The following is a 26161-nucleotide window of genomic DNA, read 5'->3' as shown; positions in this document are numbered from 1 at the left end:
TGTCCTGCGCTTTCCATACGTTTATAATACATAAATACTACATAAGTGTCAAGGGGGTAGCAAAAGTTTTTTAGATAAAACTTACACCAGTGACGAGAAACCTGGTTTTTTCACCAAAATATTTCGTTGCAACCCGCAGATTCGGTAAAAAACCCGGTTTCTTTGGTCAAAGCGCGATCGCGAACTGTAACATCGATCAAACATCCTTAACATAAGAAATGCTATCGCGAATATTGTGGAAGCCAGCAGACTTGTAAAGACGTAATGCACCTGAGGGATTTTCAGCATCGACGCCGACAATAGCAGTAGCGACACCGGCAGCTTTCAGTCTATGCAAACCAGCGAGCAACATCGCTCGTCCCAATCCCATTTTGCGGAAGCCGCGCCGCGTACCGAGACAAGCAATCCACCCTTCATTGCGCCCGGTACGATCGCACTCTTGCACACTAATTTCGCAGTAACAAAAACTGACAAATGTGCCGTCATCAGCAACAGCAATCAAGTCTAAATCATTTCTGTAATCGGGTTTAGCTAACTCATGCTTAAATTTATCTACTGTTAAATCGTGATGATTCCAGTGATCGATAAATGACTGGTTGAACATTTCTACCCAAGCTTCCGCATCCTGTTCGCCGGGGAACTGAATGAGGGCAAAACCTTGTGGGAATTGCGGTTCTGGGATCGGTTCAGAAAGCGATCGCGCCATTCGGTAAAAATAGCGATCGGCCTTGAAACCATTACTTCTCAGCAATGAAATGCGATCGCAATCCTCAGCGCGCGCGTAGGTTCGCAGTTTCACGCGCGCGCCCCGCATCGCAGACACTTCGCGCATCCGCACTTCACCCCAGGCGATCGCGGCTGCTTCCACATCGCCTCCGCGCGCCTCCGGGTGGACGCGAAACCACAGCCAACCGTCAATTACTTCCCCAGGCTCAGAAACTGACAACTGAGCAAAACCGATTAATTTTCCCTCCACATCTTCCCAAAGGCGGATATCGCGCACTACATCTAGGGACGGTGCGTTAAATTCTTGTTGCAGTTCCGATATAGAAGTACCTTCATCGAGCCGATCGACTTCTTCGCAAGTATTGATTAAATGGGCGATCGCAGTTAAATCGCGATCGCCCCCATAGCAGCGCGCCGAGAGATTGGCCATCATAGCTAATCACCTGTTCCTGTTGTTATTCAGTTTAAAAATAGCTTGGGCGATCGCACTTTTATCGATCAACTCGCCCCAATGGTCGATCGGCGTTAAAAATCCGACAACGCAAACACCCCGAGGCATCGAACCGCTACAGCAGTTGACTGCACTCGTGAGTTTCGATAAATTTAGGTTCAGGATTTGGGATGGGAGTAGAAGGACTTGAACCTTCGACCTTGAGATTAAGAGTCACCTGCTCTAACCAACTGAGCTATACTCCCGCATCTAAGCTAGTATAACACAACCCTTCGGAAAACTCAACTATTTTTGTAAAAATTTGTGGCGATCGCCCTTACTCAAATATTTAATGTAAGTTCCATCGCCCTGATTCCACATTTGATTTAAGCGCGATCGACCTCAAGCACCTCCCCAGAGTTGTGCAAAACCTGTGGCCGACTATCCAACCAAATCTGATACTTTGCCATCTCCAATCTCGACAATTCGCTTGACTCCATCTTGGCGCTCTACTGCATCCACACTGAAAAACTTGCTGTGAATTAATGAGTAAGGTGGACTTTTGCCCACCCTACTGATTCTAATTGGTTCCGAAAGCGTCTACTTGAGAATGTGGGAGACGACACCGGCGCCGACAGTGCGATTACCTTCGCGGATGGCAAAACGCATATTTTGTTCGATCGCGATCGGCTGCAACAACTTCACAGTCATATTAACGCGATCGCCCGGAATTACCATGTTGATCGCGCCCCCGTCATCAGCCGTAAAAGATGCGATCGTACCTGTAACATCCGTTGTCCGCACGAAGAATTGAGGGCGATATCCCGCAAAGAAAGGAGTCCGGCGGCCGCCTTCTTTTTCCGACAGCACGTAAACCTCAGAATCGAATTCAGTGTGAGGTTGAATTGAACCGGGTTTAGCAAGCACCATCCCCCGCTCAATTTCGTCTTTTTGGATGCCGCGAAGCAACAAACCGACATTATCTCCAGCCATTCCTTCATCCAGAAGTTGCTGGAACATTTCAACACCGATAACAGTGATCGTGCGAGTGTTTTGGATTCCCACCAATTCCACAGTATCGCCGACTTTGATTTTACCGCGCTCGATTTTGCCAGTGGCGACAGTTCCCCGACCTTTGATCGAGAACACATCTTCCACAGCCATCAGAAAAGGTTTGTCAATATCGCGATCGGGCGTAGAAATCCAGTCATCTACCGCATCCATCAAATTGTAAATGCCATCAACCCACTCATCCTCGCCGCGCTGTATTTTCGGATTAGCAGTCATTTTTTCCAGCGCTTTCAGTGCCGACCCTGCGACAATTGGAATATCATCGCCAGGGAAACCGTAAGAACTGAGAAGTTCGCGAATTTCTAACTCCACCAACTCCAAAATTTCCGCATCGTCCACCATATCTTTCTTATTCAAAAAGACAACCAACTTCGGCACTCCCACTTGCCGCGCTAACAAGATATGTTCGCGAGTTTGAGGCATCGAACCATCTGCAGCCGACACGACGAGGATTGCACCATCCATTTGAGCGGCACCCACGATCATGTTTTTCACGTAATCAGCGTGACCCGGACAATCAACGTGAGCATAATGGCGATCGCCAGTTTCATACTCAACGTGAGCCGTATTAATCGTGATTCCCCGCTGTTTCTCTTCCGGTGCAGCATCGATTTCATCGTATTTTTTAGCCTTGGCCCGACCCTGTGCAGCCAGCGTCATTGTAATTGCCGCTGTTAGGGTTGTTTTGCCGTGGTCAACGTGACCGATCGTACCGACATTGACGTGGGGTTTGTTCCGTTCAAATTTGGTGCGGGACATTACATTTGATTCTCCTCTAAGAGTTGTTTTTGGTTCTTAATCATGAGTTTTGAGTCCTTAGCCTGTTATTAATGACTAAGGACTGATGACTAATGATTAAAAAGGAAAGTGGAGGAGTCGAACCTCTACAGCTTTCGCTGCACCCTGGTATTCCAAACCAGTTGCCCTCCACACAGCCGCACTTTCCAAGTTTTTGATTTTTAACCGCAGATAAACGCTGATTAAGGCAGATAGATTGAAAGTGGGTGGTATAGGAGTTGAACCTATCTGGTACCGGTTAAAAGCCGGGTGCATAACCGCTTTGCTAACCACCCTTAAAAATTCAGCGTTTGTGTAATTCCTAAAAAATTATTGTGTAGTAAACACTTCAGTCCTTTTTTGCCCCCAGCAATTGCAACGCCTAAAGTCCCGATTGCTAATGCTTCACTCGATAATGAAGTAACATGAAACCGTTGCTATAGATTTTGCGATCGGGAAGTTCCAAATTTGTCGTATCTAGTGCACGGGAAAAAAGAGGAATTCCAGATCCGATAACTAGCGGATTCAACTTCACAATTATCTCGTCAATCTCAGAAAAAAGAGTTGTCGCTAAAGCGCCACCACCGCACAGCCAGATGTCTTTACCCGTTTCTTTTTTCAATTCCTTAACCAATGCAACAGGATTGTCCGAAACAAGTTCAATATTCTGATCGGGACTGGCTTTCATAGTGCGCGAAAAAACATACTGCTTCAAGGTAGGATAAGGATTAGTTACACCAACATTTAGCCCTCCCTCATAGGTTTTCCGTCCCATCAAAACCGCATCAAACTGCTTGTTCTCTGCACGAATGCCTCGTGCTTCCTGAAAGTGAGCCGGAAAAGTTTCAGGAAAGGAATCGAACAAATCAGCGAAATGCTCTCCTTCCATAGGAAAACAATCAAATGAGCCATCTTCGCGAGCAATAAACCCGTCAACGGTGCAAGCAACGTAATATTTTAGTTTTCTCATATTTAACCTTTGTTTTGATAATTTGATATTACAACAATTTTACATCGTACTGTTTGAACCTATCGTCATGTGTAATGATAGTGTAATCTTCTGCTTGGGCTTGAGAAATAATTAGGCGATCGAAAGGATCTTGATGGTAAAAAGGAAGATTTTGCAATTTATCGTAATGGAGGAACTTAGTTTCTAGAATTTGAAAGTCGTGGTCGATCAGAAAAATTTCTAACTCCGACACAGAAATAGACAAAGACAACTTACCGATGCTGATTTTGATAGTAAGCTCCCACAGACTCGCTTGGCTGATATAGATTTCATTGACAGGATTAGCAATCAGCGAGCGCACATACTCATCAAGCCGAGCGTTACCTTCAACAAACCAAATTAGAATGTGAGTGTCAATTAGATATTTCATGGCAACATATATTCTTCAAAACCAGGAGGTGTTTCATCAAAATCATCCGCAACGTAAGTAAAAATTCCTTGACCACAGCCAAATTGACGAGGTTTGAGAACAGCAGTCTTTTCGGGTGACTTTTCTTTCAGTTTTTGGATTTCGTTTAAAAGTTGAATATCCTTTAATAACAAAATCCACTGAATCAATTCTAATTTGAGAACTTGAATGCTCATGGCTTCTATGTTGAATAACTAGCAAATCTAGACTTATTATAAACCAATCCATCCACCGAGGAGGTACTGCCCCTCCTATCGCCGCGTTATCAGCACGGTGTCTCGCTTTTCGACTTCCGGTGGGTCAAAAGGAAGATGAAGGAATCTAACCCTTACAGTTACCTGTACCCCAGTTTTCAAGACTGGTTGCCAACCATTTAGCGGCATCTTCCAAGGGGTGTCTGACGGGAATTGAACCCGCTATTACTGGTTCCACAAACCAGCGCCGCTACCGCTTTGGCTTCAGACACCGCAAGTGGAGTCAAGGAGAATCGAACTCCTGGCCTCTTGCGTGCAAAGCAAGCGCTCTACCAATTGAGCTATGACCCCGCGTAAAAGATTCACCTGTGGAGTAAATCTCAAATCTAAAATCTAAAATTGGTGTGGTGGATTGCGATCGGATTTGAACCGATATCTTTCTAACAGCCAGTTAGATGCTTTACCAATTAAGCTACGAACCCCAGACAGCAGGAGCGGTAGGACTTGAACCCACAACATTCGAGGTAGAAGCTCGACACTCTATCCAGTTGAGTTACACTCCCATGTTTTTTGTTAATGCGCGATTCCCTACGGGATAGCTGCGCTTAACGCACTTTGACGTGCAAGTTATCAGAGCATTGCGTTTTCTCAATTACTAGAGGGACTCCCCCGATGAGTTACTACACACTCTTTAAAGGATGGCTACCTTTAAGCCAACCTGCCGGGTTCATGGCACTCCTCGTTCGCAAACGCCCGCTGATTTTGACAGCGTTACCTTTCCTCTCGTACTAAAGTATGTAGGCTCCAAAGATTGGGACACGCAAAGGGCGATCGCTCTTAATATAAAAAATTATCCATTCAATGGAATCAACCTCCTTAAATTAAAGCAAAAACAACGAGAGTGGTAGGACTTGAACCCACAACATCCGCGTCCGAAGCGCGGCGCTCTATCCATTGAGCTACACTCCCATAAATTGGTAGTCCTGACAGGAGATTACCCCGCGTCTGCTTGTAAGGCAAACGCTCTACCATCGAAGCTCAGGACTACAAAAGCGGATGATGGGACTCGAACCCATGCGCTGAGAATGGCATACTCAGATGCTAGCCGCTACATGACATCCGCAAACCGATTTTAGATTTGAAATTTGAGATTTTGGATTTAACTGAGATGTTGCACCATTGTCAATAAGCCTTTTATGAACAGGCAAGATGCCTGTTCCACAAGAAAATCTACTCTTTGTGGAACAGGCATCTTGCCTGTTCGGGAGAATGGTGCAAGATGTGAGATTTAACAAACTTCTTGTTTCGCCAAGCGGATAACGAGGCTCGAACTCGTGCCTAGAGTTTGGAAGACTCGAATGCTACCGTTACACCATATCCGCAATTGTAGGGCTGGTGATAGGAATTGAACCTACAACCGACTGATTACAAATCAGTTGCTCTGCCTAATTGAGCTACACCAGCACGCTAAGCATACGGCGAGATTTGAACTAGCAAAGAGGCTGTATGAAACCCTCATCTTGTTAATTACATCACACCTGCATTTTTGGTGGCGGGGGCAGGAGTTGAACCTGCTATTAAGAGGCTTATGAGACCTCCAAGCCTACCCAGGCTACTTCACCCGCGATGTCACCAAATACCCCTGACTGGCATCGAACCAGCACTAACTAGATCCTAAATCTAGCGCCTCTACCGATTGGGCTACAGGGGCAAAACCGATTTGAGATTTGAGATTTGAGATTGAATAAAACCTCATACCCCTGACAGGCATCGAACCTGCAAAAAACACTCGTTTTGAGCGAGTGATGTTTTCCAATTACATCACAGGGGTAAAGTCGGGATGGTTGGATTTGAACCAACGACTCCATGCTCCCAAAGCATGGCTTCTGGCCGCTGAATTACATCCCGTTCATGCTCCTAGTGAGACTCGAACTCACAATCAAAATAGAACAGATTTTAAGTCTGCCGCGTCTGCCAATTCCGCCACAGGAGCAACTAGAAACTTAGTTAAAAATTTGGTACTCCTGGTGAGATTTGAACTCACACAACACAATTTTTGAAATTGCGGCCTCTGCCAATTGGGCTACAGGAGTGTAATTGATCTGCTTTGGTAATAGCAGAACTGGGAAGGCAGGGATCGAACCTGCATTTTTCCGCTTTCAAAGAGCGGTGCCATACCGATTAGGCGACTTCCCAATAATTGGGTGCCGGGGTAGGCTTTGAACCTACAGAAACTCCTATTTCAGAGATAGGCGACTTTACCAATTTGTCTACCCGGCAATTTAAAAAATGGCTGCCCCAGTAGGACTCGAACCTACAACCTAGCGGTTAACAACCGCTTGCTCTACCATTGAGCTATAAGGCAACGCAATCCCCCAAGTCAGTATCGAACTGACGACCTCTTGTTCTTCAGACAAGCGCTCTACCAACTGAGCTATCGGGGGGAAAACGGAGAAGGAGGGATTTGAACCCTCGACGGCTGTTAAACCGCTCTTTCTTAGCAGGAAAGCGCCTTAAGCCACTCGGCCACCTCTCCACAGCGAGAACGGAGGGATTTGAACCCCCAAATCTTCAGTTTCGTAGACTGAAATGTTATCCAGTTACACCACGTTCTCAAGATTGCAACTGCATATTAAATGCAGTTACAAATGGGTCGGGCTGGAATTGAACCAGCAACGCTTTAAGCTACTGTTTTACAGACAGCTACCCACGCCAATAGGAGGGCCGACCCAAGATAGAAATTTTGGTAGGTCGTCGAGGAATTGAACCTCGATCCATCCGCTTAAAAGGCGGCTGCAAAACCATTCTGCCAACGACCCACGAGAAGTGCTGACGGGAGTTGAACCCGCAATCACTTGGGTGAAAACCAAGCGGCTTAAACCATTTGCCTACAGCACTATAAATTGGCACAGGAACTGAGATTTGAACTCAGAATGCTGGTTTTGGAGACCAGAGTGTTGCCAGTTACACCATCCCTGCTTTTGGTCGCAGCGGCCGGACTTGTAGCTTGCTTCCGCGAAGCGGTACCCGCATTGACCAAGGTATGAACTTGGCGCTTTACGATTAAGCTACGCTGCAATGTCACTTTCGCTTCGTTCCTTTTCAAAGTTAAAAAAATCAATTAAAAGACTGTTAGTTTAATCTTTTAATTTCTAATTTTTAATTTCTGATTGGGAACAGAGGTTAGGGCGGGATTTGAACCCGCGAAAATCGGTTTTGCAGACCGACGCCTTCAACCACTCGGCCACCTAACCTGGGAGTCCCGACGAGGTTTGCACTCGCAATCTTCTCGCCAGAGGGGGAGACGGCTTGACTTTTGCCTACGGGACTTTGACCCCCGCCGAAAAACGGATACTTGCTTTCCGACAGGAGGTGTGGATTTTAGACCAAAGTTCCAGTTCCCAGATTCTTCTCCTGTGGAGTAAATCTAAAATCTAAAATCGACTGACGGGAGTAACGAGACTTGAACTCGCAACCTTTCGCTCGACAGGCGACTGCTCTGACCGGTTGAGCTATACCCCCGCGAAAATGAACAATTTTCTGTCCTTGAATTACTCAAGTTGGGACGGGGTGGCGGTTGATTCCGCGTACTACAACCCGATCGGGCTTTTGTTGCCGGAGTCTACACCGCCAATGTCCACAATTATGTGACATGATTAACTTCCTATTCAGTTTTCAAGGTTCATATTGCTCGTGGGGTAAAGCTTTGAAGCTCTTTCCCCTTCGCCATACATTTATACTACATTGCGTATTACAAGACTGTCAAGGGGGTAATACAACTTTTTTTTTAAAGTTGCTGCGAAGCGGGAAAACTGAGGCTCTGCTTTTTGCTAAACCCCTTATAAATCAAACATTTGGCTGCTGAACTGGTAGTGTCGCGTTAGTTGAATCCGATGCTGAAGTTGTACTACACTCGAATTTCTCTAAATTCTCGCCGTCGCGCGAGGTGGCACTTCTGGAAAAGCAGATTGCGTTTGAGCCGATCGCACTTAATCTCGACGCCGACCACTTTGCACCAGATTTTCTGGCAATTAACCCGTTCCACCGCATACAAGTTTTAGTGGATGAAGACTTGACTGTGGTGGAGTCGCTGGCAATTCTTGATGATCGGGAGGCGAAATATCCCACGCCTGCACTGTCAATCCCCGCTGAGACATATTTATAGAAAACTTCGATCGCAACCGCAAGAATTAACACTGACGAAAATGCCGATAGCCCAAACTCGCACAAAAGATTAATCGCCCTGCGATAATCAGCTTTTAGATATCCAATACTACAAATCAAACCTTGTCTGAATTGCCCTTAATTCCCGTGCCCGCAACCCCAGAAGCCGATCGGCCAAACCTCCCTCACTGGCTACACTCCTTGGATACCTGTCCGAGTACCAACAGTTGGGCGATCGCCCGCGCGGCCCAACTCAACCACGGAGATGCAGTATTTACCAAGCGACAAACCAGCGGGCGCGGCCAACACGGGCGCACCTGGCACGCCCCAACCGGTGTCTTGACTGTTAGTTTTGTACTCGACAACCTCAACCCCAATCTGTTGCCCGGGCTCAGTTTAGCAGCGGGTTTAGCCGTGATTTACGCGATCGAAGATTTGGTTCCCGACTGTCGCGATATGCTGCGCCTGAAATGGCCAAACGATGTCTGGATCGATCGCCACAAATTAGCCGGAATTCTCTGCGAAGCCACTTCCGGCAATGTTTCTGGCAAAACTCGCGCCGTTGTGGGAATTGGACTCAACCGCTGCGTAGATTTCGCGGCTGCTGGATTGGATGAAAGGGATCTCGGCAATGCGGTAAGCTTGCATTCTATTGCTAGTACAGTACCCGATGAACTGTGTTTGCTCGATCGACTGCGGCACTATTTACTCGAACTAGCCGATATGTTTTCTACCACAGACAAGCCAGCCTCCAAGTCCGGTTTAGCACTACTTTTGCCGGAATTGCGACGCCGCGATGCGTTGATTGGCAGCCCGGTGGCGATCGAACTTGCGTCGGAAACCATCTGCGGAGAAGCCGCCGGCATTGATGGATGCGGCCGCTTGTTAGTATGCTTGGCGGGCGATCGAATACAACCCTTTACCTCTGGGCGAGTTCGATTAATTTAAGAGGAAGAAGGAAGAAGGAAGAAGGAAGAAGGAAGAAGGAAGAAGGAAGAAGGAAGAAGGAAGAAGGAAGAAGGAAGAAAGGAAATGCAGTCAGAGCAATATTTTCAGCGATAAAAAATGTTCTAACCTTCTTGCCAGTTACTATAAATTAAGAGAAAAAAGTCATTAGTCATTAGGGAAAATTCCCAATTAACAATGCCCGATGCCCGATGCCCGATTCCCTATCCCCAATTCCCAATTCCCGATGCCCGATTCCCAATTCCCAATTCCCCATTCCCAATTTTAATTTACCACCTCAAATACTACCAATCTGCTCAACCACAGCGGTTGATTTGCCTCCACACCTTCCGGACGACCCTTAGTAGAAGCAACTTGTATTCTGTTGCCATTTATCCCTTGTCTAACCAAAATATTTTTCACATTTGTCGCCCTTTCCAGTGCCAACTTTTGATTTTCTACCGGAGTGCTTTTAAAATCGCTGTAGCCAACTATCCTTAAATTCTTCGTGCTATTTTTCTCCATATATTCCTTGACTTTACTAAGCTTTTGTGCTACATCTTTCGCCTCCAAACTTGCCGAACCTGCACCGAAATACACGCGAACTGGCATTATTATCTTTGGCGGCGGTGGAGTTCCTATTATCACTGTATTTGTTACCGATTTCACCCCCGGAATTTTCTCAAAAGCTTGAGTTATTTTCTGAGCATCTGGCACTTTGCTTACGCTGCCTGCAACGGCGACTTTTCCCTCTGCATAGCGAGCTGAGATATTAATGCTTTCTACTTTATTCAAAAGAGCTGCCGTCCGCTTGACATCGGCTTCGACTAAAACCGGATCGGGAGGTACTTCAACGGCTATAATTTTATTTTCAATTCTTGATTGTGGAGCCACTTGCTGAGCGATTTTTTCCGCTTTCAATCGCAGATTTTGATTCGGCACTCGTCCCGAAATCTGCAATAATTTATCTTTAACATCTGCCGCGATACGATAAACCGATAACTCTGGAGCAGATTGTAATGCTAAATTCGTATCTGCTTCTAAGCTCGCTTCAACTGCGCTGCGGTATTGATGAATTCCCCAAGGTACCCCCATTAAACCTAACGCTGCCAAACCGATAATTGGTAAAATGGGAAGTTTAGAAGATTTAACTTTTACCTCTGTATCGATTAATTTTTGCAATTTCGAGTTTACTTCTGGTGGTACAGTTGCTGGATCGCCGTTAAATGACCGAATTTGATCTCCGTATTCTTGAACAATATTGTTGAATATCGCTCGCATTTTGTACTTAAACCATTGGCGGGTTTCTCCTTGCATCACTACTGCCAGATAACACGAACCCGCTACTTCCAATACGATCGTAAATGGGCCGTATTCTATAGCATCAATCTCTGCAATATTTCCCGACTGAGATATGCAATCGTTGACAAAAGCCCGAATAGCAGTCAGCATCCCCGCTACCATGTCTGATTCTAGCTGTTCGCGTTCAGACTTCTGCACTGCTGAAATTACTAATCCCGATTCTGTTTGAATTAAAAATACAGCTTTAACACTCAGTGGTGTTGTTTCTTTCATCAGCAATTCTGCTTCAGAAATGCCCTGCAATTTGGATTTAATTTTGCGACTAATTCTCTCTGGACTTAAAGATGATTCGAGTTTTTCATTAATCTCCCTCATCATTTCGGCGATGTATTTTAAAATCGTGCTGCCGATGATCGGATAAAGTGCATCCGACATTGCTTCTCGCTTGAGATGAATTTGCTGTTTGATAGCGGCGGCCATTTCCGGCGCGATCGCCATTGCAATTTCATCGGGCGATTCACTGATTCTGTGGCTGATTCCTACAGGAAGAGCCGGCGATATGGCTACTCCCATCGATTGCCTGTTTTCTCGGGTTTTGGTATTAATTACTTCATCAATTATCGGAGCTATGGTTTCGGCAAATGATTTTCTCGACTCATTAATGGTTTGGATCATCATTTCGGGAAACATGATTTTAATTCGGGCAAGTAATTCTTCCCGATTGCCTCCCCATTCAGCATCAGTAATTTTGCGATCGAGTTCCCCTACTTTATCGTTGAGTCTGTAATTATAACTTACAACTTCATCTAACAATGGTAAAATAGACTCTATGACCGACTTTTGCAGTTGGGCGTGATGGCTAACCATCAGCTCGTCAATCAAAGGTTTCAGTAAATCGGTAAACAAGTCTGTCGATTCATAAATCCGGTGTTCGATCGCCACAATCTGTTGTTCGATCTTCCCGAGTCTTTGATCGATCCTTTTATTCTGAATGATTGCATCGACAGCGGGGCCGATCGCAGATTCTATCTCTAGCTTTGCTTCCCCGATGTTTCGAGACAGCATTTCTACAATCACTGGCATTATTCTTGCCATCAACCCTTCTATCTCGGCTAAAACTTGCTGCTGAACTTCGACAATCTTACTTTCATTATTTAATATTTGTGCTGCAATACCGCTGTTTTGAAGAGCTGTGTTGACACCAGGCGCGATCGCCTCTCTCACCTCTAACTTTGTCTCCTCGATTTTCCGGTTCAGCGACTCAATCATTAACGGCATTAACCTTGCCATTATATCTTCCGGCTGAGATTTTTGCTGTCGCTGAAGATTATTTAGTCTACTTTCTACGTCGCTCAATTTTCCTTGAACTTCTCTTTGAAGAATTGCTGATTCTATCAAAGGTTCAATCGTCGCTGCTACTTGTAATTTTGATTCATCGATTTTCTGATTCAGCAAATCAGCTATTGCGGGCATTAGCATCGCCAGTATCTCTTCTGGCTTCTGAATAGGCGACTGTTGTGTAGCCAGTCGGCGTTCGATGATGCTCAATACTTTTTCTTCTATTTCTACCCAAGCTATTCTTACCTGTACTGAGGGGGTAACAGCTTCTACAATCTCTGATTTTAATTCACTAATTTTGCGGTTTAGCAACTCGCTAACTACTGGTACTAGCTGCTTGATTATATCTTCAGGTTGCTGCTGGTAACGCTGCTGAATATTCGCAACTCTATCTTCAATTCTTACTACCTGTTCTTCAAGTCCGTTTTGATTGTGAATTACTTGATTGACTTTTGGTGCGATCGCCGAAGCTACCTCTAACTTAGACTCCTCTACCTTACGCTTGAGCAGCTCGCCCACCACCAACATCAGCCGTTGCATTAACTGTTCTGAATTCGGCAGTTGCTGCTGGTTGAAGCTAGCAATTTTATTTTCCAAATCCGCTATTTTTGTCTGCAATTCGAGCCTATTAATTTGATCGCTGCTAGCGAGTTCGACCGCCTTTTTTAATTCCGACTTCAACCCCTCTAATTCATCTCTCATTAACTCAGGAATTAACGGCCTCAGTAAAGTCATCAACTCTTGGGGTTCAGACATCAACTTCTCACAATTTTCTAACCTTTGTTCCACGCTCAAAACATTACTGTAAAATTCCGGTAAATCCCTTTCAAACAGCAGTTGCTGCAACCGCTTAAACTCCTCCACTGCTTGTTCTAATTCTTCCTCCGACGGCGGATTTTTTTTTGCTCCCTTCGCCGCTATAGATAAATCGGGTTCCTGATTACTTTTTTCTCGTCTTTGAGAGGGGATCTCTTCATCGTTAGTTAATACTTCCGGTACAATACTCGGTGATTCGATCAGGAAAGACAATTGTTTGCGCCGATTTTCCTCATCCTCTAATCGCTGCACAGATTTTTCCGCAAGCGGTAATTTTATCTCGCTTGGCTCTTTTTTGGATTTCTTCAATAACTGAAATTCAGTCAGTATGGTTAGCAATTCCTGTAGTTGCTCTCCAGCTTTAGAACTTGCCTGAGTTGCATCAGAAACCTCTTTTTCTGACTGATACATTTTGCCTGAATTATCATTAGATGCTGCCATACTGCCCTACCCAAACGTAATTTTTATCGACCGAAGTAAATTACCAGCTTGCTTGCCGCCTCACCCCAGCGACAATCAATAGGAATGACACAATTTCTCCAAGCGTCAGGCGTACTAAAGCTATCGCCCTATTTTAACTGCTGTTCTGCGACTAGCCAACTGGGCCGCCAACTGCAATGCTGCCTTCATGCTGGAGGCATCTGCAATCCCCTGACCTACAATATCAAAAGCTGTGCCGTGATCCGGAGAGGTGCGGACAAAAGGCAAGCCAATTGTAGTGTTGACTGCTTTATCGAAAGCCATCAATTTTACTGGAATCAACCCCTGGTCGTGGTACATTGCCAAGTAACCGTCGTGAGCTTCCTTGGCTAAACCGTACCAAACTTTAGCCGGTTTTACCCACAGGGTATCGGGGGGGACTGGCCCGTCTAACTGCACTTGAGGAAAGCGATCGCGCTGCGTTTCCAACCAAGGTATCATCCAGTCTTGCTCTTCATTTCCGAGTTTGCCATTTTCGCCGCTGTGAGGATTTAAGCCAGAAATCGCAATTTTCGGTCTTTCCAGCCCAAAATCTTCCCGCAAACAGTCTATCAGTAATTCTAGTTTTTCACTCAGTAATTCGGGACTCAACGCATCGGGGACTTGACGGAGGGAAATATGTGTGGTAGCGAGTAAAGTTACGAGCGTCCAGCCACTGTGGGGAGATGTGGCGGCAAACAGCATTCCGAATCGCTGCGATTTTGCTCTTTCTGCGAGGAGTTCTGTTTGTCCGGGATAATTGTAACCGGCCGCCTGCCAGCAAGTTTTGGAAATCGGGCCTGTCACGATGGCGGAGAATTCGCCGGCAATGGTACGGGCGATCGCACTTTCCATGTAAGCAAAGCTAGCCGCCCCGCTAGCTGCACTCCCGACACCGGGGACAATTTCGCCCCACTTGCTGTCTGGTTCGATATTAATAATGTTTAATTTTTCGGGATTTGCCGCTTCTGCTGCTGGATTGCTCGATCGCAACTTATCGTAAGTTTCCTGCAAAACTCTCCTAGAACCTATAACCGTTGCCCTCAAACCAGCAGCGGGATCTGCCAATGCCTTGAGAATCACCTCCGGGCCAATTCCCGCCGGATCTCCGAGAGTTACAGCTAGTTGTGATTCCCGATCGAGACTCAAGGCAGTTTTCTCCAACAAAATACAGCAATTTCGGCACTGAAATTTTAGCATTCATGTACCTGGTTGCCCCAAATTATATTATCTTTATTTAATGCGATCGCCCAATTGGACATATAAAATCATGAATCCTGAAATTTTCACTGCTGCCTTTTTGTCCTTTTCCCTAATTTTCGTGGGTATAGGTGGAGGCTTCCTCCTGCTCAAATTGCAAGGCCGCGAAGAATAAGTTTTTTTCAACCAATCCTTCAGAAGCCTTCTACCTTCTGCCTTCTAGAGTCTACTTTCTGCCGAAAGCCAGCATTCTGCCGAATATCTCAAGCCTAAAATGAGAAAATTTCAGGTTTTTGTTAAGTTTTTATAACAAACTTAACAAAAACCTGATACCATCTTATTGAAAGTTTAAGATTCATAATTAATCCCTAGATGACTTTATTGATTTTAGGTGCCACCGGCACTCTCGGCCGCCAAATAGCCCGCCGCGCCCTAGACGAGGGCTACCAGGTGCGCTGTTTAGTCAGAAGTTACAGAAAAGCTGCATTTTTGAAAGAATGGGGCGCTGAACTCGTACCGGGGAACCTTTGCCAGCCAGACAGTCTGCCTCCGGCCCTAGAAGGCGTCAGTGCTATTATCGATGCAGCAACAGCGAGTGCAGCCGATTCTGTCAGCATCAAAAGAGTAGACTGGGACGGAAAAGTATCGCTGATCCAAGCAGCAGCAGCAGCAGGCATCAAGCGTTACATATTCTTTTCCTTTCTCGATGCGGAGAAATATCCCCAAGTCCCCTTGTTGGAAATCAAGCGCTGTACCGAATTGTTCTTAGCAGAATCCGGTCTAGACTACACAATCTTGAGACCTTGCGGCTTTTTGCAAGGACTGCTGAGCCTGTATGCAATGCCGATTTTGGACAATCAGGCAGTCTGGCTGCCCAACAAGCCATCCGCCCTTGCCTACATGAACACTCAGGACGTTGCTAAATTTGCCGTCCGGGCCCTTTCAGTTCCTGAAACCGAGAAAAAAAGCTTTCCGGTGGTGGGAAATCGCGCTTGGGATGCTGACGAAATCGTGCGGTTGTGCGAACGGCTGTCAGGGAAGCAAGCCAAAATTACGCGCACCCCAGACGCCTTGTTGAAGGCTACTCGTCAATTTGCTAAGTTCTTTCAGTGGAGTTGGAACGTAGCTGACAGATTGGCTTTTTCAGAAGTTTTGGCAGCCGGAAAACCCTTGAAAGCTCCGATGGATGATGTTTACAGTGTCTTCGGAATCGACCCTAAAGAAACTACTACTTTGGAGTCTTATCTCGAAGAATACTTTAATCTGATTATGAAGAAGCTCAAGGAAATAGAGTACGAGCAGCTTAAAACTAAAAAACGGAGTAAACAAAAAATGCCCTTTACATTTTAAAGTGCCGAAAGCAGGAATTATATACAACGATGTTAAACCTGTGGCTTGTCGCATCGCCGCAGAGTTGGAAGACAAGCTGACTGCCCGCGGCTGGGAGGTTTGCTCGGTTTCTGGTTCCGGAGGAATTCTGGGCTATTCTAGCCCCGATCGCCCGATGTGCCACAATCCGATCGACCAACTCGTCCCCCCCGGTTTTGACAGCGACATGGAGTTTGCAGTGGTTTTGGGCGGCGACGGTACGGTGCTGTCGGCATTTCGCCAAGTCGCTCCGATTGGAGTGCCGCTGCTGACTGTCAATACCGGTCACATGGGCTTTTTAACAGAAACTTACCTGAACTTGCTGCCGCAAGCTTTGGAAAAGGTAATCGCCGGAGAATACGAAATAGAAGAAAGATCGATGCTGGCGGTGCGGCTGTTTCGAGAAAACGACTGCCTCTGGGAAGCTCTTTGTCTCAATGAAATGGTGCTGCACCGGGAACCGCTGACTTGTATGTGTCATTTTGAAGTGGCGATCGGCCAGCACGCCTCTATTGACATTGCCGCAGATGGAGTCATCATCGCAACTCCGACAGGATCGACAGCTTACGCCCTTTCTGCCGGTGGGCCTGTCATCATTCCCGGAGTGCCGGTGCTGCAGTTGCTGCCTATTTGCCCGCATTCAATGGCTTCGCGGGCTTTGGTGTTTTCCAACACCGAGCCGGTCAAGATTTTGCCAGCGAGTCCAAACCGCCTGGTAATGGTGGTAGACGGTAACGGCGGATGTTATGTTCTGCCCGAGGATTGGGTGCAAGTCGAGCGAGCGCCGTACCAAGCCCGGTTTATTCGGGTGCAATCTTTTGAGTTTTTCCACATTTTGCGGGAAAAATTAGGCTGGGGCTTGCCTCACATTGCTAAACCGAGTTCGGTTGAGTTGCCTTGATAGTTGTTGTTGACACTCCCCGACTATCAAGGTACGGGGATTGTTGGCTCAACCAGTTGGCTTGCTCGTAGATATCATATCAAGTCCTAGCTGTAGGAGAGCGCAATTCCCGTTCCCGTTTTTCACCGATTGAAGGGATTTTGATTTCTTTATCTGTTGATAAATCGTAGAATAAAGCAGCAATTAGTGTGGGTAATGTAGGGCGACATTTATCTACCGGAATCCTTAATTCTCGATCGAGCTTCCGAATCATCTCCAAAGTCAGACAGCGTTTGCGAGATAACGCTCCCAATCAGTGGCGGTAGCTATCTCAGGACTCAGCACAGCGACTCTCGTCCGTCCGCTGCATTCGGGTTGTTATATTTCGCCTTCATTGCCTCAATGCTGATTCCCTTTCCTTGTCGGCAACTTGCAAATAACCTGACAGGTCGTTTTTGACTTCATCAATCGGGACTTGCTTAATTCCTCTCTCCTACCGAACTCGGCTAACCACCTCATTGCCTCCGATTTCTCTCGAAATGGAGTTTATTTCTATTCCCTATTCCCTAATTTACACAAACATTTTTTGCAGCAAGCCTTTTTTGAATTGTTCGGTGCGCTGAAGCTGTTACCCCACTGCTTCGGTTTGGGTCATGGGGACAGGGAAGATTCATATATTTTTAAGCCTTGGATAAAGCGAAAATCTTTGAGGTTTAGGGTATAAAGGCTAAGGTTATGGGTTAGGGCGGTGGCGGCAATCATGGCATCGGGAATTGTGAGTTTATGGCTTAGGGAATATTGCGCCATGAGTTGAATGAATTGCTCTGAGATGAGTCGATCGATGGGAATATTTTGAAATAAGTCGAGGTGTTTTTGAATGCGGTTTAGTTCGTTTTTGTTGAGTGCGCCATAGTACAGTTATGCTCTGGTGATAATGCTAATGGTTAAGTTCTGGCTGCCGATTTGTCGTAGTTCTTGAATGATGGCGGTATTGTTTTTATAGAATTCGATGAGAATATTGGTGTCACACAAAATCATTGGTTTTCTTTGCCCCAGGCGTCTTTGCGAATGTCGTCTAGAGTGATATTTTTTTCTTCCCAGATTCCCGCTAGCTCAAAAAAGGATTGTTCTTGATTGGAGTCATCTTTTTTTGGTTCTATCGTTTTAGTTGGGCTGGCTTGAAATTCTAGAAATTCGATAAATTCAATAACTTTATTGCGTTGTTCGGGGGAAAAATGTTGGATTTTTTGGATTGCCATTTCTAGGGTTAACATGGGTTTCTCCTTGGTTATTTTTGGTACTATTTTAACGATTTACACAAACATCTTTTTTTTGGATCTACTAGCTTGTTGCATGGGTGCGCGATCGAAGCGTATCTATTGATTCTACCAATTTTCTGATTTGTCAAGCTCTCGATCGAGCTTCCGAATCATCTGCAAGGTCAGACAGCGTTTGCGAGATAACGGTATAGTTGGAGTGTCTTCATTTCTATTCACTCTGCTTAGGACGGATTTCAAATTCTGAACGTGCCCGGAAGAAACAGACATCAAACTCGAAGAAGAAATTAGCTTGCCCCAAAATCAAAGGTACATTGGTTGCTTGTGTCCAGGCAAATGCCAGGTTAAGCGTTGGGAATGAACTAACTCGAGCATTAACAACGACTGCGCGGGCTTCAAATCGAGCCAAATTCCCAGCCAATACGACTGAGAGTGTCTCATTTTCCCAGACTAAGCCCAGTTGTAGCCCTAACTCGTAGGGCAAAACATTAACGCTTGCGCCTGTATCTAATAAGCCCTCAGCGTTCAATGATTGACCGTTCAGGCTGAGTGTCAATGGCAGATACGGCATTCGATCGACCATGCCAAGACTGCTGTCAATGATTTTGTAGGGAAATCTCTGAGCGTCAATCATTCTGTTCTTGTTGTTTTGTCGTCAGAAGATTCATTAAAACATTGGCAGCCTCAGAGCAATTGTAAGGCGACCAGACCGGATACTCTCGATCGGCAACAAAAAAGTTTGTTGCATCTTCTTCTTTGACCAGTTCTGTGGCCAGAAACTGCATCAGCCGAAGCTTGTCAATTTTTGAAAGTTCCTGGATTTTGGACATTAGTTCAGTTAATGGCATTTGAGAATCTCCTCGTTGGAGGTTTGGCGAAAAGATTGGATCTACTAGCTTGTTGCATGGGTGCGCGATCGAAGCGTGTCTATTTATTCTACCCATTTTCTATCCAACTTCCTGCTTAATTTTTTTATAGTAAGGGCTTTAGCCCTTACTATTGAGTTAGTTTGGTTTGGGATCGGAGATAACGGTTATGCGTCTTTCCTATCTGATCATAAAGGGGTAGATTCTTCATCAGACTGACCTTCAGCCGCTTCACTCCAAGACCATCTCTCAAGGTACTCATTAAGTAATTGACTGATCAATGGCTGGGCATTTGTATAGCCTTGCTCTGTTCTCGAAGAAGGACGGCGGTGATGGGCTATACAGTTACGCATTTTTTCAATTGCACTTATTTTATCTCTAAGCCCTGCTAAGAAATCAGCATCATTGCTATCTTCAACTGGTTTACGGTTAATTTCTGCCTGAAGTTCGTCATATTGGATGAAGTTACGAATATTTTCTAGTAAATCATTGATTTTTGGGTCAGGACGTTGATTTAAGTTGACGTATTGGCTAAAGAGCAAATGAAAAAATTGATTTTCAAGAGCTTCTTGCATCTCTCTATCGCTTGGCTTCTCTCTGGCAGCTAGTTGTTCTTTCTCATCTCTTAAGAGTTTGTAAGGTTCTACACCTTGATAGGCCTTTAAATAGATCAGAGTGAGAACTCGTCTTAATTTCATTTCAATAGCAAATATCTCTGCTGACCATTGGGCTAGTTTGGCTTGCAATAGAGGATCTTCAAATTTAACTATATGAGAGATTGGATTAGGTACTTCGGTTAAGGCTTTGGCAAATTCTTCAACAACTTTGTCGGGTTCGTTGGTTTCTTCAGGTAGGTCTAGGGTAAATCCTAGAATGATCGTTTGGGTTGTGTTGCCGTCTTCATTAGTTGACTGATTTCCGATCCTTAGAGTTTGTAAAATGATCATATGCTCGACTATATCAGTCTCAAATTCATCATAGTTATCTTGTAGGGAATTGGTTAATGTGTCTATTATGATTTGTCTAATATCTGTGTCAGTATCTTGCTGATAAACAATCACAAACTCAAAAATCACAATCAGCTACCTCCCAACAGTTGATCTTCAAACCATTGTTTGGCAGCTTGCCATCCCGTTTCAGCTTCGGAGCGTAGGCGTTGGGCTTCAGATCGACGATTATAAACTTCCGTAAGAACTGTTTCTTGAATTTGTAAATCAGGAATAATGATTGGTATTTCACCTACTTCGGCTAAATTAATATTTGCTCTTGCAACTGGACGCTTGAAGTAGTCTAAGAGTCTTTGACCAATGCTGGAGCGCAAATACCAACAAATATATTCGCCTAAGACCTCGTTATTACTAAGTCGAACAGAGGCTATTGCTTGATTAATATTAGCAGGTTCATCAAGGTTGTAAATTCCTACTGCTCCAATAGTCGCGCCCACAATAGCAATTAATAAATCTCCTTTTTGCAGTTGAGAGCTTTTCATTTTGCCTGTATGAATTTCATCGCTGATGTGTACTTCACTTGTTGGGGTAACAGTTCCTTCCGTTGTAATTTCTCCGCTTCTAATAAAACGAACTCCATTAGGTGGATCAACATAAGCCTCACCTTTTGCTAAAGGTGTTGTACCAGAGAAAATACGAATTGATAGATTGATAAGAGTTAAAACATTGTGTGGTGAGTTTTGGATAGCATTAAATAGCTTTTGAAAATACGGCTTATTTGAATAAGGATCTATACGCTCCCCTATCATTTGAGATAAGGTGGTTGCATATACTTTACGATTATCAGGAGGTGGTAATCTGAAGTTAAGCGTATCTAAAATAAATTTATCCAGGCTAGAGAGAAGGGCATCGGCTTTTGCTAGTTTTTGTTTTCGCTGCGATCGCGCCTTATCCATAGCAGCAACTAACTCAACTTGTTTATTTAAGTCAGGTAAAACAATCCGAATTTCAGAAACTTCTTCAGCATTAACATGAGGTTGAGCCGAGCGACCACGAACCAGGTTTAATTGCAATCTTCCTATTTCAGTATCAAGAAAATATGCAACAAATTTTGGATTGATCGTATTTTTAAACTTTAAAATAAGATCATAGGCAGCATAAGCACCTGCAAGTTCATAGGGGATAAAAGCACTGTCTCCAGTATTTGCACCACTGCGGACTACAATTACCTCACCTCCACTCAAAAGACACTTATCCATTTTGGGCGGCTGTTCTGAAGAAATATGAAGTAGATTTTCTAATTGAATTTGACCTTCCTTAATATCAGTAGCTCTTACAAAAGGAACTGTATCAACACTGGGAAGAAAGAAAGTTGGAGGTGTACTTGTTCCATAGCATATTTCTGTAAGAGTTTCTCGAAGGTTTTTAGTTGGAAAATTAGCTGACTCCACACGCATTAGATTTTTCCGTATCCCAGGCTGGTGAAATGTAACATCAATGCGTCCCGTGATCCCGCCCTGTTGCATAGCAAAACTTTTAACTTGATTACCAGCAACAGGGCTTAGACGAAAAAAGGTGAAGGATCTCTTTGAAACTCTCGCCACTGAGCGACTAGACCAGTATTAGGAATAATCTCACGATAACGCTCACTCCATCCTAATTCTTTGGGATTAGACGTATTCCACTCAAAATAAACCCGATAATCAAACAGATCGCAACTATGGCATTCAATCTTTTCCCTTTCTGGCGTTTCACTCTCAACCGTTACATTAAAAGTCTTCCGTCCCGTTGCGTCATAGCCAATATTTTCCGCCAACGCCATAAACATCGGCTGATCATCAGGCACAATCTCACCTTCACTTAACTTTCTTAAGAAGACAATACTCGCCTTTACCCCTGCATCGTAATAAGCAAAAGCAAACTGAGGCAAACTCACCACCGCCAAAATTTGGAAATGGGAAAGCATCCAATCTCTTACCCCTTGCAAAGAGGAATTAGTTAAAATTCCATCAGGCAAAACAATTGCCGCCCGTCCGTCCTTCGGCTTGAGATACGACCAAACTCGCTCAATAAACAGAATCTCCGTTTTAATGCTAGTTCTTGCCTTTACTGCCTTAGAACCCCGTTTCGCATTGCGTTCACTTTGCGTAGATTCATCTGGCTCAGTATCCGTTGTTGCCTTATTCAAATAGCGCCGTAAATCAAACTGCTCTAAATAACTATCACCTTTCTCTGTTGACTTCACCACCGACCCAAAAGGCGGATTAGTCAAAATCATATCAAACTTATTTGGAGACAATTCAGGCTTGAGAATAGTTAACCTATCCAAAAAATCAAGGGCATCATGCCCCACAATATTCGTATGACCATCATCATGAATGATCATATTCATCTTCGCAACACGGGCTAACTCTTCATTAATTTCAATCCCGAATAGATTATGCTCTGCAAAATCATGCCAATATTTATAATGCTCCCGACTTTGACGGGCATCAGTTTTGTGGTTAGGATAACGCCGATTTGCCTCGCGGCGAATATGATCGAGGGCATAAAGCAAAAAACCACCTGAACCACAAGCAGGATCGAGAACAAGATGCTTACGCTCTGGATTCAATAGCTCAATTGAAAACGCAATCAATTCACGAGGCGTAAAATATTGACCAAAATCACCTTTGAAGAATCCACCCATAAACTCTTCAAAAGCAACTCCCTTTGTATCCAATTCAGTCCGATCAAGAGATAAAGCTTCTAAATGTTCTACGACTTGAGCAATTACAGGAGGATCGATATTAATTTTTTCAGTAAAAACGCCTGGTTCTTTTTCCTGCTCATTTGCATAGAGCTTCAAGATCCGTTTCGATAAATCCTCACTACTTTCACCATCACGACGCTGAAACGCATAGGGCTGTTCATCCTCAAGATCAGGATTTTTCTCATCTCGATATTTCACAAAAACAAGCTTACAAAACTCACCAAAAGCAGCAATCGGACTACGGCGACCACCTTCCCAAAGCGTTTGATGACACTTCCGAATGGCAGAACGTAACTCTTCACGGGGAACAGCGCTTAAATCTTGTCCCTCCTTATTCTTATAAAATCTCCATTCAGGAGGCTTACCAAATCGCTTGGGAATATCCGTTAAATGGTTGCGATCGCGCTCCATCGATGGATATTTCTGCTTATCATCGAAGCGCAGTAAACGACGGGTTAAACCTGCGATCGAACCACAAAAAGGCGCACCTAAACTAGCACGATTTCCACAAACCTGTTCAATCGACTGGGCAAATTCAGCATCACTAATATCCGATCGCTTAATTTCAAAAACGAAATAAGGATCTTTGCATTCCTCATCCCTGTAAATCACCAAATCTGCTAGATCATTAGGAGTCCGCCGAGGTACTTTTACCTCAAACTTAATCAGCTTAGGATCGTCGTACTCATACTTATAAATTAATTCAGCCCAAAACTCAGCCCTAATCTTCTCTTCGGGATCAGACCAACGCTCAGAATGATCAGCAGTAAGGTAGTAAATACGCTCTTTTTTACCTTCCCCTTTAATCTCTGCATATCCGTCGGCGAGCGCTTTGTCAAGATAGGTGTCAAGTGACATTTTTTTTCTCGTTAACTTAATTTTGGTTTAGCTACAGTTTAGCCCCCCTAAATGGAATGCTATGAAGACCAATCGCCCTTCCGCCCCTAACAATACCAACTACTCTAAACCGAAGAACAAAAGTATAAAAATCTTTACATTTCCAAAATTCTTGATTCAGCGATCGCAATCCTACCCAAAACATTAGTATTTTTAAGTGATTTATTGTTTTTTAGGGGACGATCGCCAATTACGCGCAAAAAATACAAGAAAAGAAGCCATCATAGTTTTATGGTAAGGCAAGCAGTGATAAATACTTGTCTTGGTAAAATAATGCGATCGTGTTAAACTCCCGCGTATGCAATGCAGGCTTTTAAATCTTCCCGTGTTAAATCGGGAAAATCTTCAAGTATCTCTGCTTCGGTCATCTCGGAAGCCAGGTACTCAAGCACTTCATAAACCGTAATTCGCAAGCCTCGCACACAAGGTTTACCACCGCGTTTATTTGCTTCGATCGTGATGTGGTTTCGGTAGTTCATAGTTGGAATTTTTGAGAATCTCCTCGTTTGAGGTTTGGCGAAAAGATTAGATATACTAGCTGTTGCATGGGTGCGCGATCGAATAATTGTATTGCAGTTACGGTACAATACTGGATATAATCGAGTAATACCGCAGATCGATCGTGTGTGTCAACCGCTTCTTAATTATATTTTAGATTAGAGTCGATCGCACACTTTCGGCGATCGCCAGAACCAAAACATTCATCACAACTTCTTCACGCACGAATAACTGTAACGGTTCGCCCCATTGGTGTCAGATGAATTTCAGTATTCAGTCGTTCTTCTAATTCGGGTGCATTCTCGCGACGATCGAATATCACCAACCACCCTTCATCTTGTCCCAATCGAGCCAAATATCCATCTAACTGTTCCAAGCCTTTACTCAACGGATCGACTTTCCGAGTGCGCCAAACCTTCAGTTCAATTCCCAATGTTACCTCACCATAACGCAAACATAAATCCATTCTGTCGCGTCCGATCGCATATTCCCGTTCCAACGTTCCCCCACCATTAATCACCCGATGCAGAAACGCCATCAACACTAAATGCGGTGCAATTTCGGGATAAGACGCACTTTTGAGTAACGGTTCGCCATGTTGCAGCCAAAACGCAAGAAACGCTTGCAGGAGTGCATCTGGTAGTAGTTCGCCGCGATCGTTCAACCAACTCGGACGGATAATCGGTAAACTATCTTGCGGCCCTTGCGCCAAAACTCGCGGCAACACTTCTCGATAAATCGGATTGGCGATGACTAAACCCCCGGCTGGATCTCGTTTGAGCAAGCCCAAATCTACGAGGTATTGGCGATCGTCATTAGAAGATTCTGGCAATTCTCGTCCGGCTAGCATCGGCTCGATAATGGCTTTGACTCGGTTTTCTCGCAGTCGTTCTGCCAAACTATCTAAATGCGTATCTTGTCGTTTTATGAGAATTTCTTTGGCTTCTAAAATATGTTGTGGTGTAATTTCTATAGATTCATCGGTAACTAATTCTTCTACAATTTCCTTAGCTAAAGCATTCACTAACCAAGGTTGTCCCTGAGTCAGTTCAAAAGCTAAGGCTACCGCTTCAGGTGTAAAAACTTGTCCGGTATCTTCGGTATGTTGCGCGTAGAGTTCGGCGACTTCTTCTGCATTAAAATCTCTCAGAGTAATCGATCGCACTTTAATATTAAACGGACTGGATGTATTGAGTCGATCGCTTCCCCCCGCAGCCACTTTGTAATCGCGAACATCCCGCAAACCAATTAAGCCCACCGATTGCGGAAACGCTTTCGGGCGATTGGGATAACCATCGCGCAGTTGTCGCAAAATAGAAATCAAAGCTTGGTCTTGCAATGCGTCAATTTCGTCGATGAAAACCACCAAAGGACGAGATGAAACTTGTGCCCAAGCTTGTAAAGCAGCCCGAATTTTCTGTCCCGATTGCATCGCTGTCCAGTCAGGCGGTTGCAGTTCGAGTGGGAGACGGACGGAACTGTTATCTCGCCAAGCCCCCAAAATAGCCTCTTCTGCACCAGCAATGTCTTGACTGAAGGGTGCGCCCACTTCAACTGACAGCATCACGGCGGTGTATTGTCCGCTGTCGGTGAGTTGTTTGGCTAACGCCAGCATGGCGGTGGTTTTTCCCACTTGCCGGGGTGCATGGATGACGAAATAGTTGCGTTGAGCGATTAACCGTTCTAAGCTTGGTAAGCGTACCGTGGGCGACAGTGCGTAATGAATGTCTTCTTGGCATGGGCCAGCAGTATTGAACCAACGCGGCATAGGTCAACTGGGGCGAATGGGGCTGCTCTCAGTTTAGTGTACTGTTGTTGGAATGGCCTTCTAGTTGT

Annotated in this window: 24 protein-coding genes and 28 tRNA genes; 6 read left to right on the top strand and 46 right to left on the bottom strand. The window is 44.8% G+C overall.

Annotation, left to right across the window (positions count from 1 at the left end; translation table 11 throughout):
• Positions 1–196 precede the first annotated feature (196 nt).
• The 34 genes from QUA71_RS07480 to QUA71_RS07315 all read right to left on the bottom strand — a co-directional run bounded on the left by QUA71_RS07480 (position 197) and on the right by QUA71_RS07315 (position 8138).
• Positions 197–1159, bottom strand: a complete 963-nt coding sequence (locus QUA71_RS07480) for a GNAT family N-acetyltransferase (RefSeq protein ID WP_333283702.1) — start codon at positions 1157–1159, stop codon at positions 197–199.
• 189 nt (positions 1160–1348) lie between these two features.
• A tRNA-Lys gene (locus QUA71_RS07475) sits at positions 1349–1422 on the bottom strand.
• A gap of 175 nt (positions 1423–1597) precedes the next feature.
• Positions 1598–1726, bottom strand: a complete 129-nt coding sequence (locus QUA71_RS07470) for an ATP-grasp domain-containing protein (RefSeq protein WP_333283700.1) — start codon at positions 1724–1726, stop codon at positions 1598–1600.
• A 30-nt stretch (positions 1727–1756) separates the two neighbouring features.
• A complete protein-coding gene (tuf, locus tag QUA71_RS07465) occupies positions 1757–2986 on the bottom strand; it encodes an elongation factor Tu (protein ID WP_333283698.1) in 1230 nt (409 codons plus the stop codon).
• A 242-nt stretch (positions 2987–3228) separates the two neighbouring features.
• Positions 3229–3300, bottom strand: a tRNA-Lys gene (locus QUA71_RS07460).
• Positions 3301–3401: 101 nt separating this feature from the next.
• On the bottom strand, positions 3402–3974 hold the full coding sequence (locus QUA71_RS07455; RefSeq protein ID WP_333283697.1) for a dihydrofolate reductase family protein: 573 nt from the start codon (positions 3972–3974) through the stop codon (positions 3402–3404).
• 28 nt (positions 3975–4002) lie between these two features.
• Positions 4003–4383 carry a type II toxin-antitoxin system VapC family toxin gene (locus tag QUA71_RS07450; protein WP_333283695.1) on the bottom strand — a complete coding sequence of 127 codons (381 nt, stop codon included), beginning with the start codon at positions 4381–4383 and terminating at the stop codon, positions 4003–4005.
• Positions 4380–4598: a hypothetical protein gene (locus QUA71_RS07445; protein WP_333044881.1), complete on the bottom strand. Its 219-nt coding sequence runs from the start codon at positions 4596–4598 to the stop codon at positions 4380–4382. Before QUA71_RS07445 ends, QUA71_RS07450 begins: the two co-directional genes overlap by 4 nt.
• A 129-nt stretch (positions 4599–4727) precedes the next feature.
• Positions 4728–4810 (bottom strand) — tRNA-Ser (locus tag QUA71_RS07440).
• Between the two features lie 4 nt (positions 4811–4814).
• Positions 4815–4888 (bottom strand) — tRNA-His (locus tag QUA71_RS07435).
• 6 nt (positions 4889–4894) lie between these two features.
• A tRNA-Ala gene (locus QUA71_RS07430) sits at positions 4895–4967 on the bottom strand.
• A 54-nt stretch (positions 4968–5021) separates the two neighbouring features.
• Positions 5022–5098, bottom strand: a tRNA-Ala gene (locus QUA71_RS07425).
• A 7-nt stretch (positions 5099–5105) separates the two neighbouring features.
• Positions 5106–5179 (bottom strand) — tRNA-Arg (locus QUA71_RS07420).
• Positions 5180–5512: 333 nt separating this feature from the next.
• A tRNA-Arg gene (locus QUA71_RS07415) sits at positions 5513–5585 on the bottom strand.
• Between the two features lie 6 nt (positions 5586–5591).
• Positions 5592–5662, bottom strand: a tRNA-Val gene (locus QUA71_RS07410).
• A gap of 265 nt (positions 5663–5927) precedes the next feature.
• Positions 5928–5998 (bottom strand) — tRNA-Gly (locus tag QUA71_RS07405).
• An 8-nt stretch (positions 5999–6006) separates the two neighbouring features.
• Positions 6007–6080: transfer RNA gene (locus tag QUA71_RS07400), tRNA-Thr, on the bottom strand.
• 173 nt (positions 6081–6253) lie between these two features.
• Positions 6254–6327 (bottom strand) — tRNA-Leu (locus tag QUA71_RS07395).
• A 124-nt stretch (positions 6328–6451) separates the two neighbouring features.
• Positions 6452–6524 (bottom strand) — tRNA-Pro (locus QUA71_RS07390).
• 4 nt (positions 6525–6528) lie between these two features.
• Positions 6529–6609, bottom strand: a tRNA-Leu gene (locus QUA71_RS07385).
• A gap of 23 nt (positions 6610–6632) precedes the next feature.
• Positions 6633–6709: transfer RNA gene (locus QUA71_RS07380), tRNA-Leu, on the bottom strand.
• Between the two features lie 29 nt (positions 6710–6738).
• Positions 6739–6812, bottom strand: a tRNA-Gln gene (locus tag QUA71_RS07375).
• A 5-nt stretch (positions 6813–6817) separates the two neighbouring features.
• Positions 6818–6896: transfer RNA gene (locus QUA71_RS07370), tRNA-Gln, on the bottom strand.
• Positions 6897–6906: 10 nt separating this feature from the next.
• Positions 6907–6981 (bottom strand) — tRNA-Asn (locus QUA71_RS07365).
• Between the two features lie 6 nt (positions 6982–6987).
• Positions 6988–7060, bottom strand: a tRNA-Phe gene (locus tag QUA71_RS07360).
• A gap of 5 nt (positions 7061–7065) precedes the next feature.
• Positions 7066–7152, bottom strand: a tRNA-Ser gene (locus QUA71_RS07355).
• Positions 7153–7156: 4 nt separating this feature from the next.
• Positions 7157–7231 (bottom strand) — tRNA-Arg (locus tag QUA71_RS07350).
• 34 nt (positions 7232–7265) lie between these two features.
• A tRNA-Tyr gene (locus QUA71_RS07345) sits at positions 7266–7347 on the bottom strand.
• 13 nt (positions 7348–7360) lie between these two features.
• Positions 7361–7435: transfer RNA gene (locus QUA71_RS07340), tRNA-Lys, on the bottom strand.
• Positions 7436–7440: 5 nt separating this feature from the next.
• Positions 7441–7514: transfer RNA gene (locus QUA71_RS07335), tRNA-Glu, on the bottom strand.
• Between the two features lie 6 nt (positions 7515–7520).
• Positions 7521–7595: transfer RNA gene (locus QUA71_RS07330), tRNA-Trp, on the bottom strand.
• A 3-nt stretch (positions 7596–7598) separates the two neighbouring features.
• Positions 7599–7694 (bottom strand) — tRNA-Ile (locus QUA71_RS07325).
• Positions 7695–7796: 102 nt separating this feature from the next.
• Positions 7797–7870: transfer RNA gene (locus QUA71_RS07320), tRNA-Cys, on the bottom strand.
• 194 nt (positions 7871–8064) lie between these two features.
• A tRNA-Asp gene (locus tag QUA71_RS07315) sits at positions 8065–8138 on the bottom strand.
• Positions 8139–8562: 424 nt separating this feature from the next.
• Between QUA71_RS07315 and QUA71_RS07310 the strand changes: the two genes are divergently transcribed.
• From QUA71_RS07310 to QUA71_RS07300, 3 genes are all read left to right on the top strand, one after another.
• Positions 8563–8781 carry a glutathione S-transferase family protein gene (locus QUA71_RS07310; protein WP_333283693.1) on the top strand — a complete coding sequence of 73 codons (219 nt, stop codon included), beginning with the start codon at positions 8563–8565 and terminating at the stop codon, positions 8779–8781.
• A gap of 122 nt (positions 8782–8903) precedes the next feature.
• Positions 8904–9728 carry a biotin--[acetyl-CoA-carboxylase] ligase gene (locus tag QUA71_RS07305; protein WP_333283691.1) on the top strand — a complete coding sequence of 275 codons (825 nt, stop codon included), beginning with the start codon at positions 8904–8906 and terminating at the stop codon, positions 9726–9728.
• On the top strand, positions 9653–9880 hold the full coding sequence (locus QUA71_RS07300; protein ID WP_333283788.1) for a hypothetical protein: 228 nt from the start codon (positions 9653–9655) through the stop codon (positions 9878–9880). Before QUA71_RS07305 ends, QUA71_RS07300 begins: the two co-directional genes overlap by 76 nt.
• Before the next feature lie 130 nt (positions 9881–10010).
• Here the strand turns inward: QUA71_RS07300 and QUA71_RS07295 are convergent, their stop codons facing one another.
• Positions 10011–13622, bottom strand: a complete 3612-nt coding sequence (locus QUA71_RS07295; protein ID WP_333283689.1) for an OmpA family protein — start codon at positions 13620–13622, stop codon at positions 10011–10013.
• 120 nt (positions 13623–13742) lie between these two features.
• A complete protein-coding gene (gene pdxA / locus QUA71_RS07290) occupies positions 13743–14840 on the bottom strand; it encodes a 4-hydroxythreonine-4-phosphate dehydrogenase PdxA (RefSeq protein ID WP_333215974.1) in 1098 nt (365 codons plus the stop codon).
• 40 nt (positions 14841–14880) lie between these two features.
• On the opposite strand from pdxA, the gene petM reads away from it, so the two are divergent.
• The 3 genes from petM (at position 14881) to QUA71_RS07275 (ending at position 17109) form a co-directional block, all read left to right on the top strand.
• Positions 14881–15015: a cytochrome b6-f complex subunit PetM gene (gene petM, locus QUA71_RS07285; RefSeq protein ID WP_445243474.1), complete on the top strand. Its 135-nt coding sequence runs from the start codon at positions 14881–14883 to the stop codon at positions 15013–15015.
• Positions 15016–15212: 197 nt separating this feature from the next.
• Positions 15213–16190 (top strand): NmrA family NAD(P)-binding protein, encoded by a 978-nt coding sequence (locus tag QUA71_RS07280; protein ID WP_190657002.1) that lies wholly within the window; start codon positions 15213–15215, stop codon positions 16188–16190.
• 1 nt (position 16191) lies between these two features.
• Positions 16192–17109: an NAD(+) kinase gene (locus QUA71_RS07275; protein ID WP_333283687.1), complete on the top strand. Its 918-nt coding sequence runs from the start codon at positions 16192–16194 to the stop codon at positions 17107–17109.
• Between the two features lie 79 nt (positions 17110–17188).
• Here QUA71_RS07275 and QUA71_RS07270 read toward each other — a convergent pair whose 3' ends face one another.
• The 10 genes from QUA71_RS07270 to QUA71_RS07230 all read right to left on the bottom strand — a co-directional run bounded on the left by QUA71_RS07270 (position 17189) and on the right by QUA71_RS07230 (position 26093).
• The gene (locus QUA71_RS07270; protein WP_333283685.1) at positions 17189–17401 is read right to left on the bottom strand and encodes a hypothetical protein; all 213 of its coding nucleotides are present in this window, start codon (positions 17399–17401) and stop codon (positions 17189–17191) included.
• A gap of 338 nt (positions 17402–17739) precedes the next feature.
• Positions 17740–18006, bottom strand: coding sequence for a type II toxin-antitoxin system VapC family toxin (locus QUA71_RS29215; RefSeq protein ID WP_445243762.1), 267 nt, complete (start codon positions 18004–18006; stop codon positions 17740–17742).
• 116 nt (positions 18007–18122) lie between these two features.
• Positions 18123–18362: a DUF2281 domain-containing protein gene (locus tag QUA71_RS07265; protein WP_333283683.1), complete on the bottom strand. Its 240-nt coding sequence runs from the start codon at positions 18360–18362 to the stop codon at positions 18123–18125.
• Between the two features lie 214 nt (positions 18363–18576).
• Positions 18577–18999: an aspartyl protease family protein gene (locus QUA71_RS07260; protein WP_332954395.1), complete on the bottom strand. Its 423-nt coding sequence runs from the start codon at positions 18997–18999 to the stop codon at positions 18577–18579.
• Positions 18992–19213, bottom strand: a complete 222-nt coding sequence (locus QUA71_RS07255; protein WP_333137512.1) for a hypothetical protein — start codon at positions 19211–19213, stop codon at positions 18992–18994. The genes QUA71_RS07260 and QUA71_RS07255 overlap by 8 nt, the downstream gene beginning before the upstream one ends.
• 206 nt (positions 19214–19419) lie before the next feature.
• On the bottom strand, positions 19420–20307 hold the full coding sequence (locus QUA71_RS07250; protein WP_333283681.1) for a hypothetical protein: 888 nt from the start codon (positions 20305–20307) through the stop codon (positions 19420–19422).
• Between the two features lie 2 nt (positions 20308–20309).
• Positions 20310–21635, bottom strand: coding sequence for a restriction endonuclease subunit S (locus QUA71_RS07245; RefSeq protein WP_333283679.1), 1326 nt, complete (start codon positions 21633–21635; stop codon positions 20310–20312).
• Between the two features lie 104 nt (positions 21636–21739).
• On the bottom strand, positions 21740–23788 hold the full coding sequence (locus QUA71_RS07240; protein ID WP_333283677.1) for an N-6 DNA methylase: 2049 nt from the start codon (positions 23786–23788) through the stop codon (positions 21740–21742).
• Positions 23789–24111: 323 nt separating this feature from the next.
• On the bottom strand, positions 24112–24306 hold the full coding sequence (locus tag QUA71_RS07235; protein ID WP_333283675.1) for a DUF433 domain-containing protein: 195 nt from the start codon (positions 24304–24306) through the stop codon (positions 24112–24114).
• A gap of 236 nt (positions 24307–24542) precedes the next feature.
• Complete coding sequence (locus QUA71_RS07230; protein WP_333283673.1) at positions 24543–26093, bottom strand: ATP-binding protein; 1551 nt, start codon at positions 26091–26093, stop codon at positions 24543–24545.
• Between the last annotated feature and the right edge of the window lie 68 nt (positions 26094–26161).

This window comes from Microcoleus sp. MON1_C5 (genome assembly GCF_036701875.1).
Taxonomy (GTDB): domain Bacteria; phylum Cyanobacteriota; class Cyanobacteriia; order Cyanobacteriales; family Microcoleaceae; genus Microcoleus.
This window is presented reverse-complemented; position numbering and strand designations above follow the sequence as displayed.

What these genes read in the sequence shown, in the direction of transcription:
- QUA71_RS07480 (WP_333283702.1), bottom strand. Translation starts at nt 1,159, where the DNA reads ATGATGGCCAATCTCTCGGCGCGCTGCTATGGGGGCGATCGCGATTTA.
- tuf (WP_333283698.1), bottom strand. Translation starts at nt 2,986, where the DNA reads ATGTCCCGCACCAAATTTGAACGGAACAAACCCCACGTCAATGTCGGT.
- QUA71_RS07455 (WP_333283697.1), bottom strand. Translation starts at nt 3,974, where the DNA reads ATGAGAAAACTAAAATATTACGTTGCTTGCACCGTTGACGGGTTTATT.
- QUA71_RS07450 (WP_333283695.1), bottom strand. Translation starts at nt 4,383, where the DNA reads ATGAAATATCTAATTGACACTCACATTCTAATTTGGTTTGTTGAAGGT.
- QUA71_RS07445 (WP_333044881.1), bottom strand. Translation starts at nt 4,598, where the DNA reads ATGAGCATTCAAGTTCTCAAATTAGAATTGATTCAGTGGATTTTGTTA.
- QUA71_RS07300 (WP_333283788.1), top strand. Translation starts at nt 9,653, where the DNA reads ATGCGGCCGCTTGTTAGTATGCTTGGCGGGCGATCGAATACAACCCTT.
- QUA71_RS07295 (WP_333283689.1), bottom strand. Translation starts at nt 13,622, where the DNA reads ATGGCAGCATCTAATGATAATTCAGGCAAAATGTATCAGTCAGAAAAA.
- pdxA (WP_333215974.1), bottom strand. Translation starts at nt 14,840, where the DNA reads ATGCTAAAATTTCAGTGCCGAAATTGCTGTATTTTGTTGGAGAAAACT.
- petM (WP_445243474.1), top strand. Translation starts at nt 14,881, where the DNA reads ATGCGATCGCCCAATTGGACATATAAAATCATGAATCCTGAAATTTTC.
- QUA71_RS07280 (WP_190657002.1), top strand. Translation starts at nt 15,213, where the DNA reads ATGACTTTATTGATTTTAGGTGCCACCGGCACTCTCGGCCGCCAAATA.
- QUA71_RS07265 (WP_333283683.1), bottom strand. Translation starts at nt 18,362, where the DNA reads ATGTTAACCCTAGAAATGGCAATCCAAAAAATCCAACATTTTTCCCCC.
- QUA71_RS07260 (WP_332954395.1), bottom strand. Translation starts at nt 18,999, where the DNA reads ATGATTGACGCTCAGAGATTTCCCTACAAAATCATTGACAGCAGTCTT.
- QUA71_RS07255 (WP_333137512.1), bottom strand. Translation starts at nt 19,213, where the DNA reads ATGCCATTAACTGAACTAATGTCCAAAATCCAGGAACTTTCAAAAATT.
- QUA71_RS07245 (WP_333283679.1), bottom strand. Translation starts at nt 21,635, where the DNA reads ATGCGTGTGGAGTCAGCTAATTTTCCAACTAAAAACCTTCGAGAAACT.
- QUA71_RS07240 (WP_333283677.1), bottom strand. Translation starts at nt 23,788, where the DNA reads ATGTCACTTGACACCTATCTTGACAAAGCGCTCGCCGACGGATATGCA.
- QUA71_RS07235 (WP_333283675.1), bottom strand. Translation starts at nt 24,306, where the DNA reads ATGAACTACCGAAACCACATCACGATCGAAGCAAATAAACGCGGTGGT.
- QUA71_RS07230 (WP_333283673.1), bottom strand. Translation starts at nt 26,093, where the DNA reads ATGCCGCGTTGGTTCAATACTGCTGGCCCATGCCAAGAAGACATTCAT.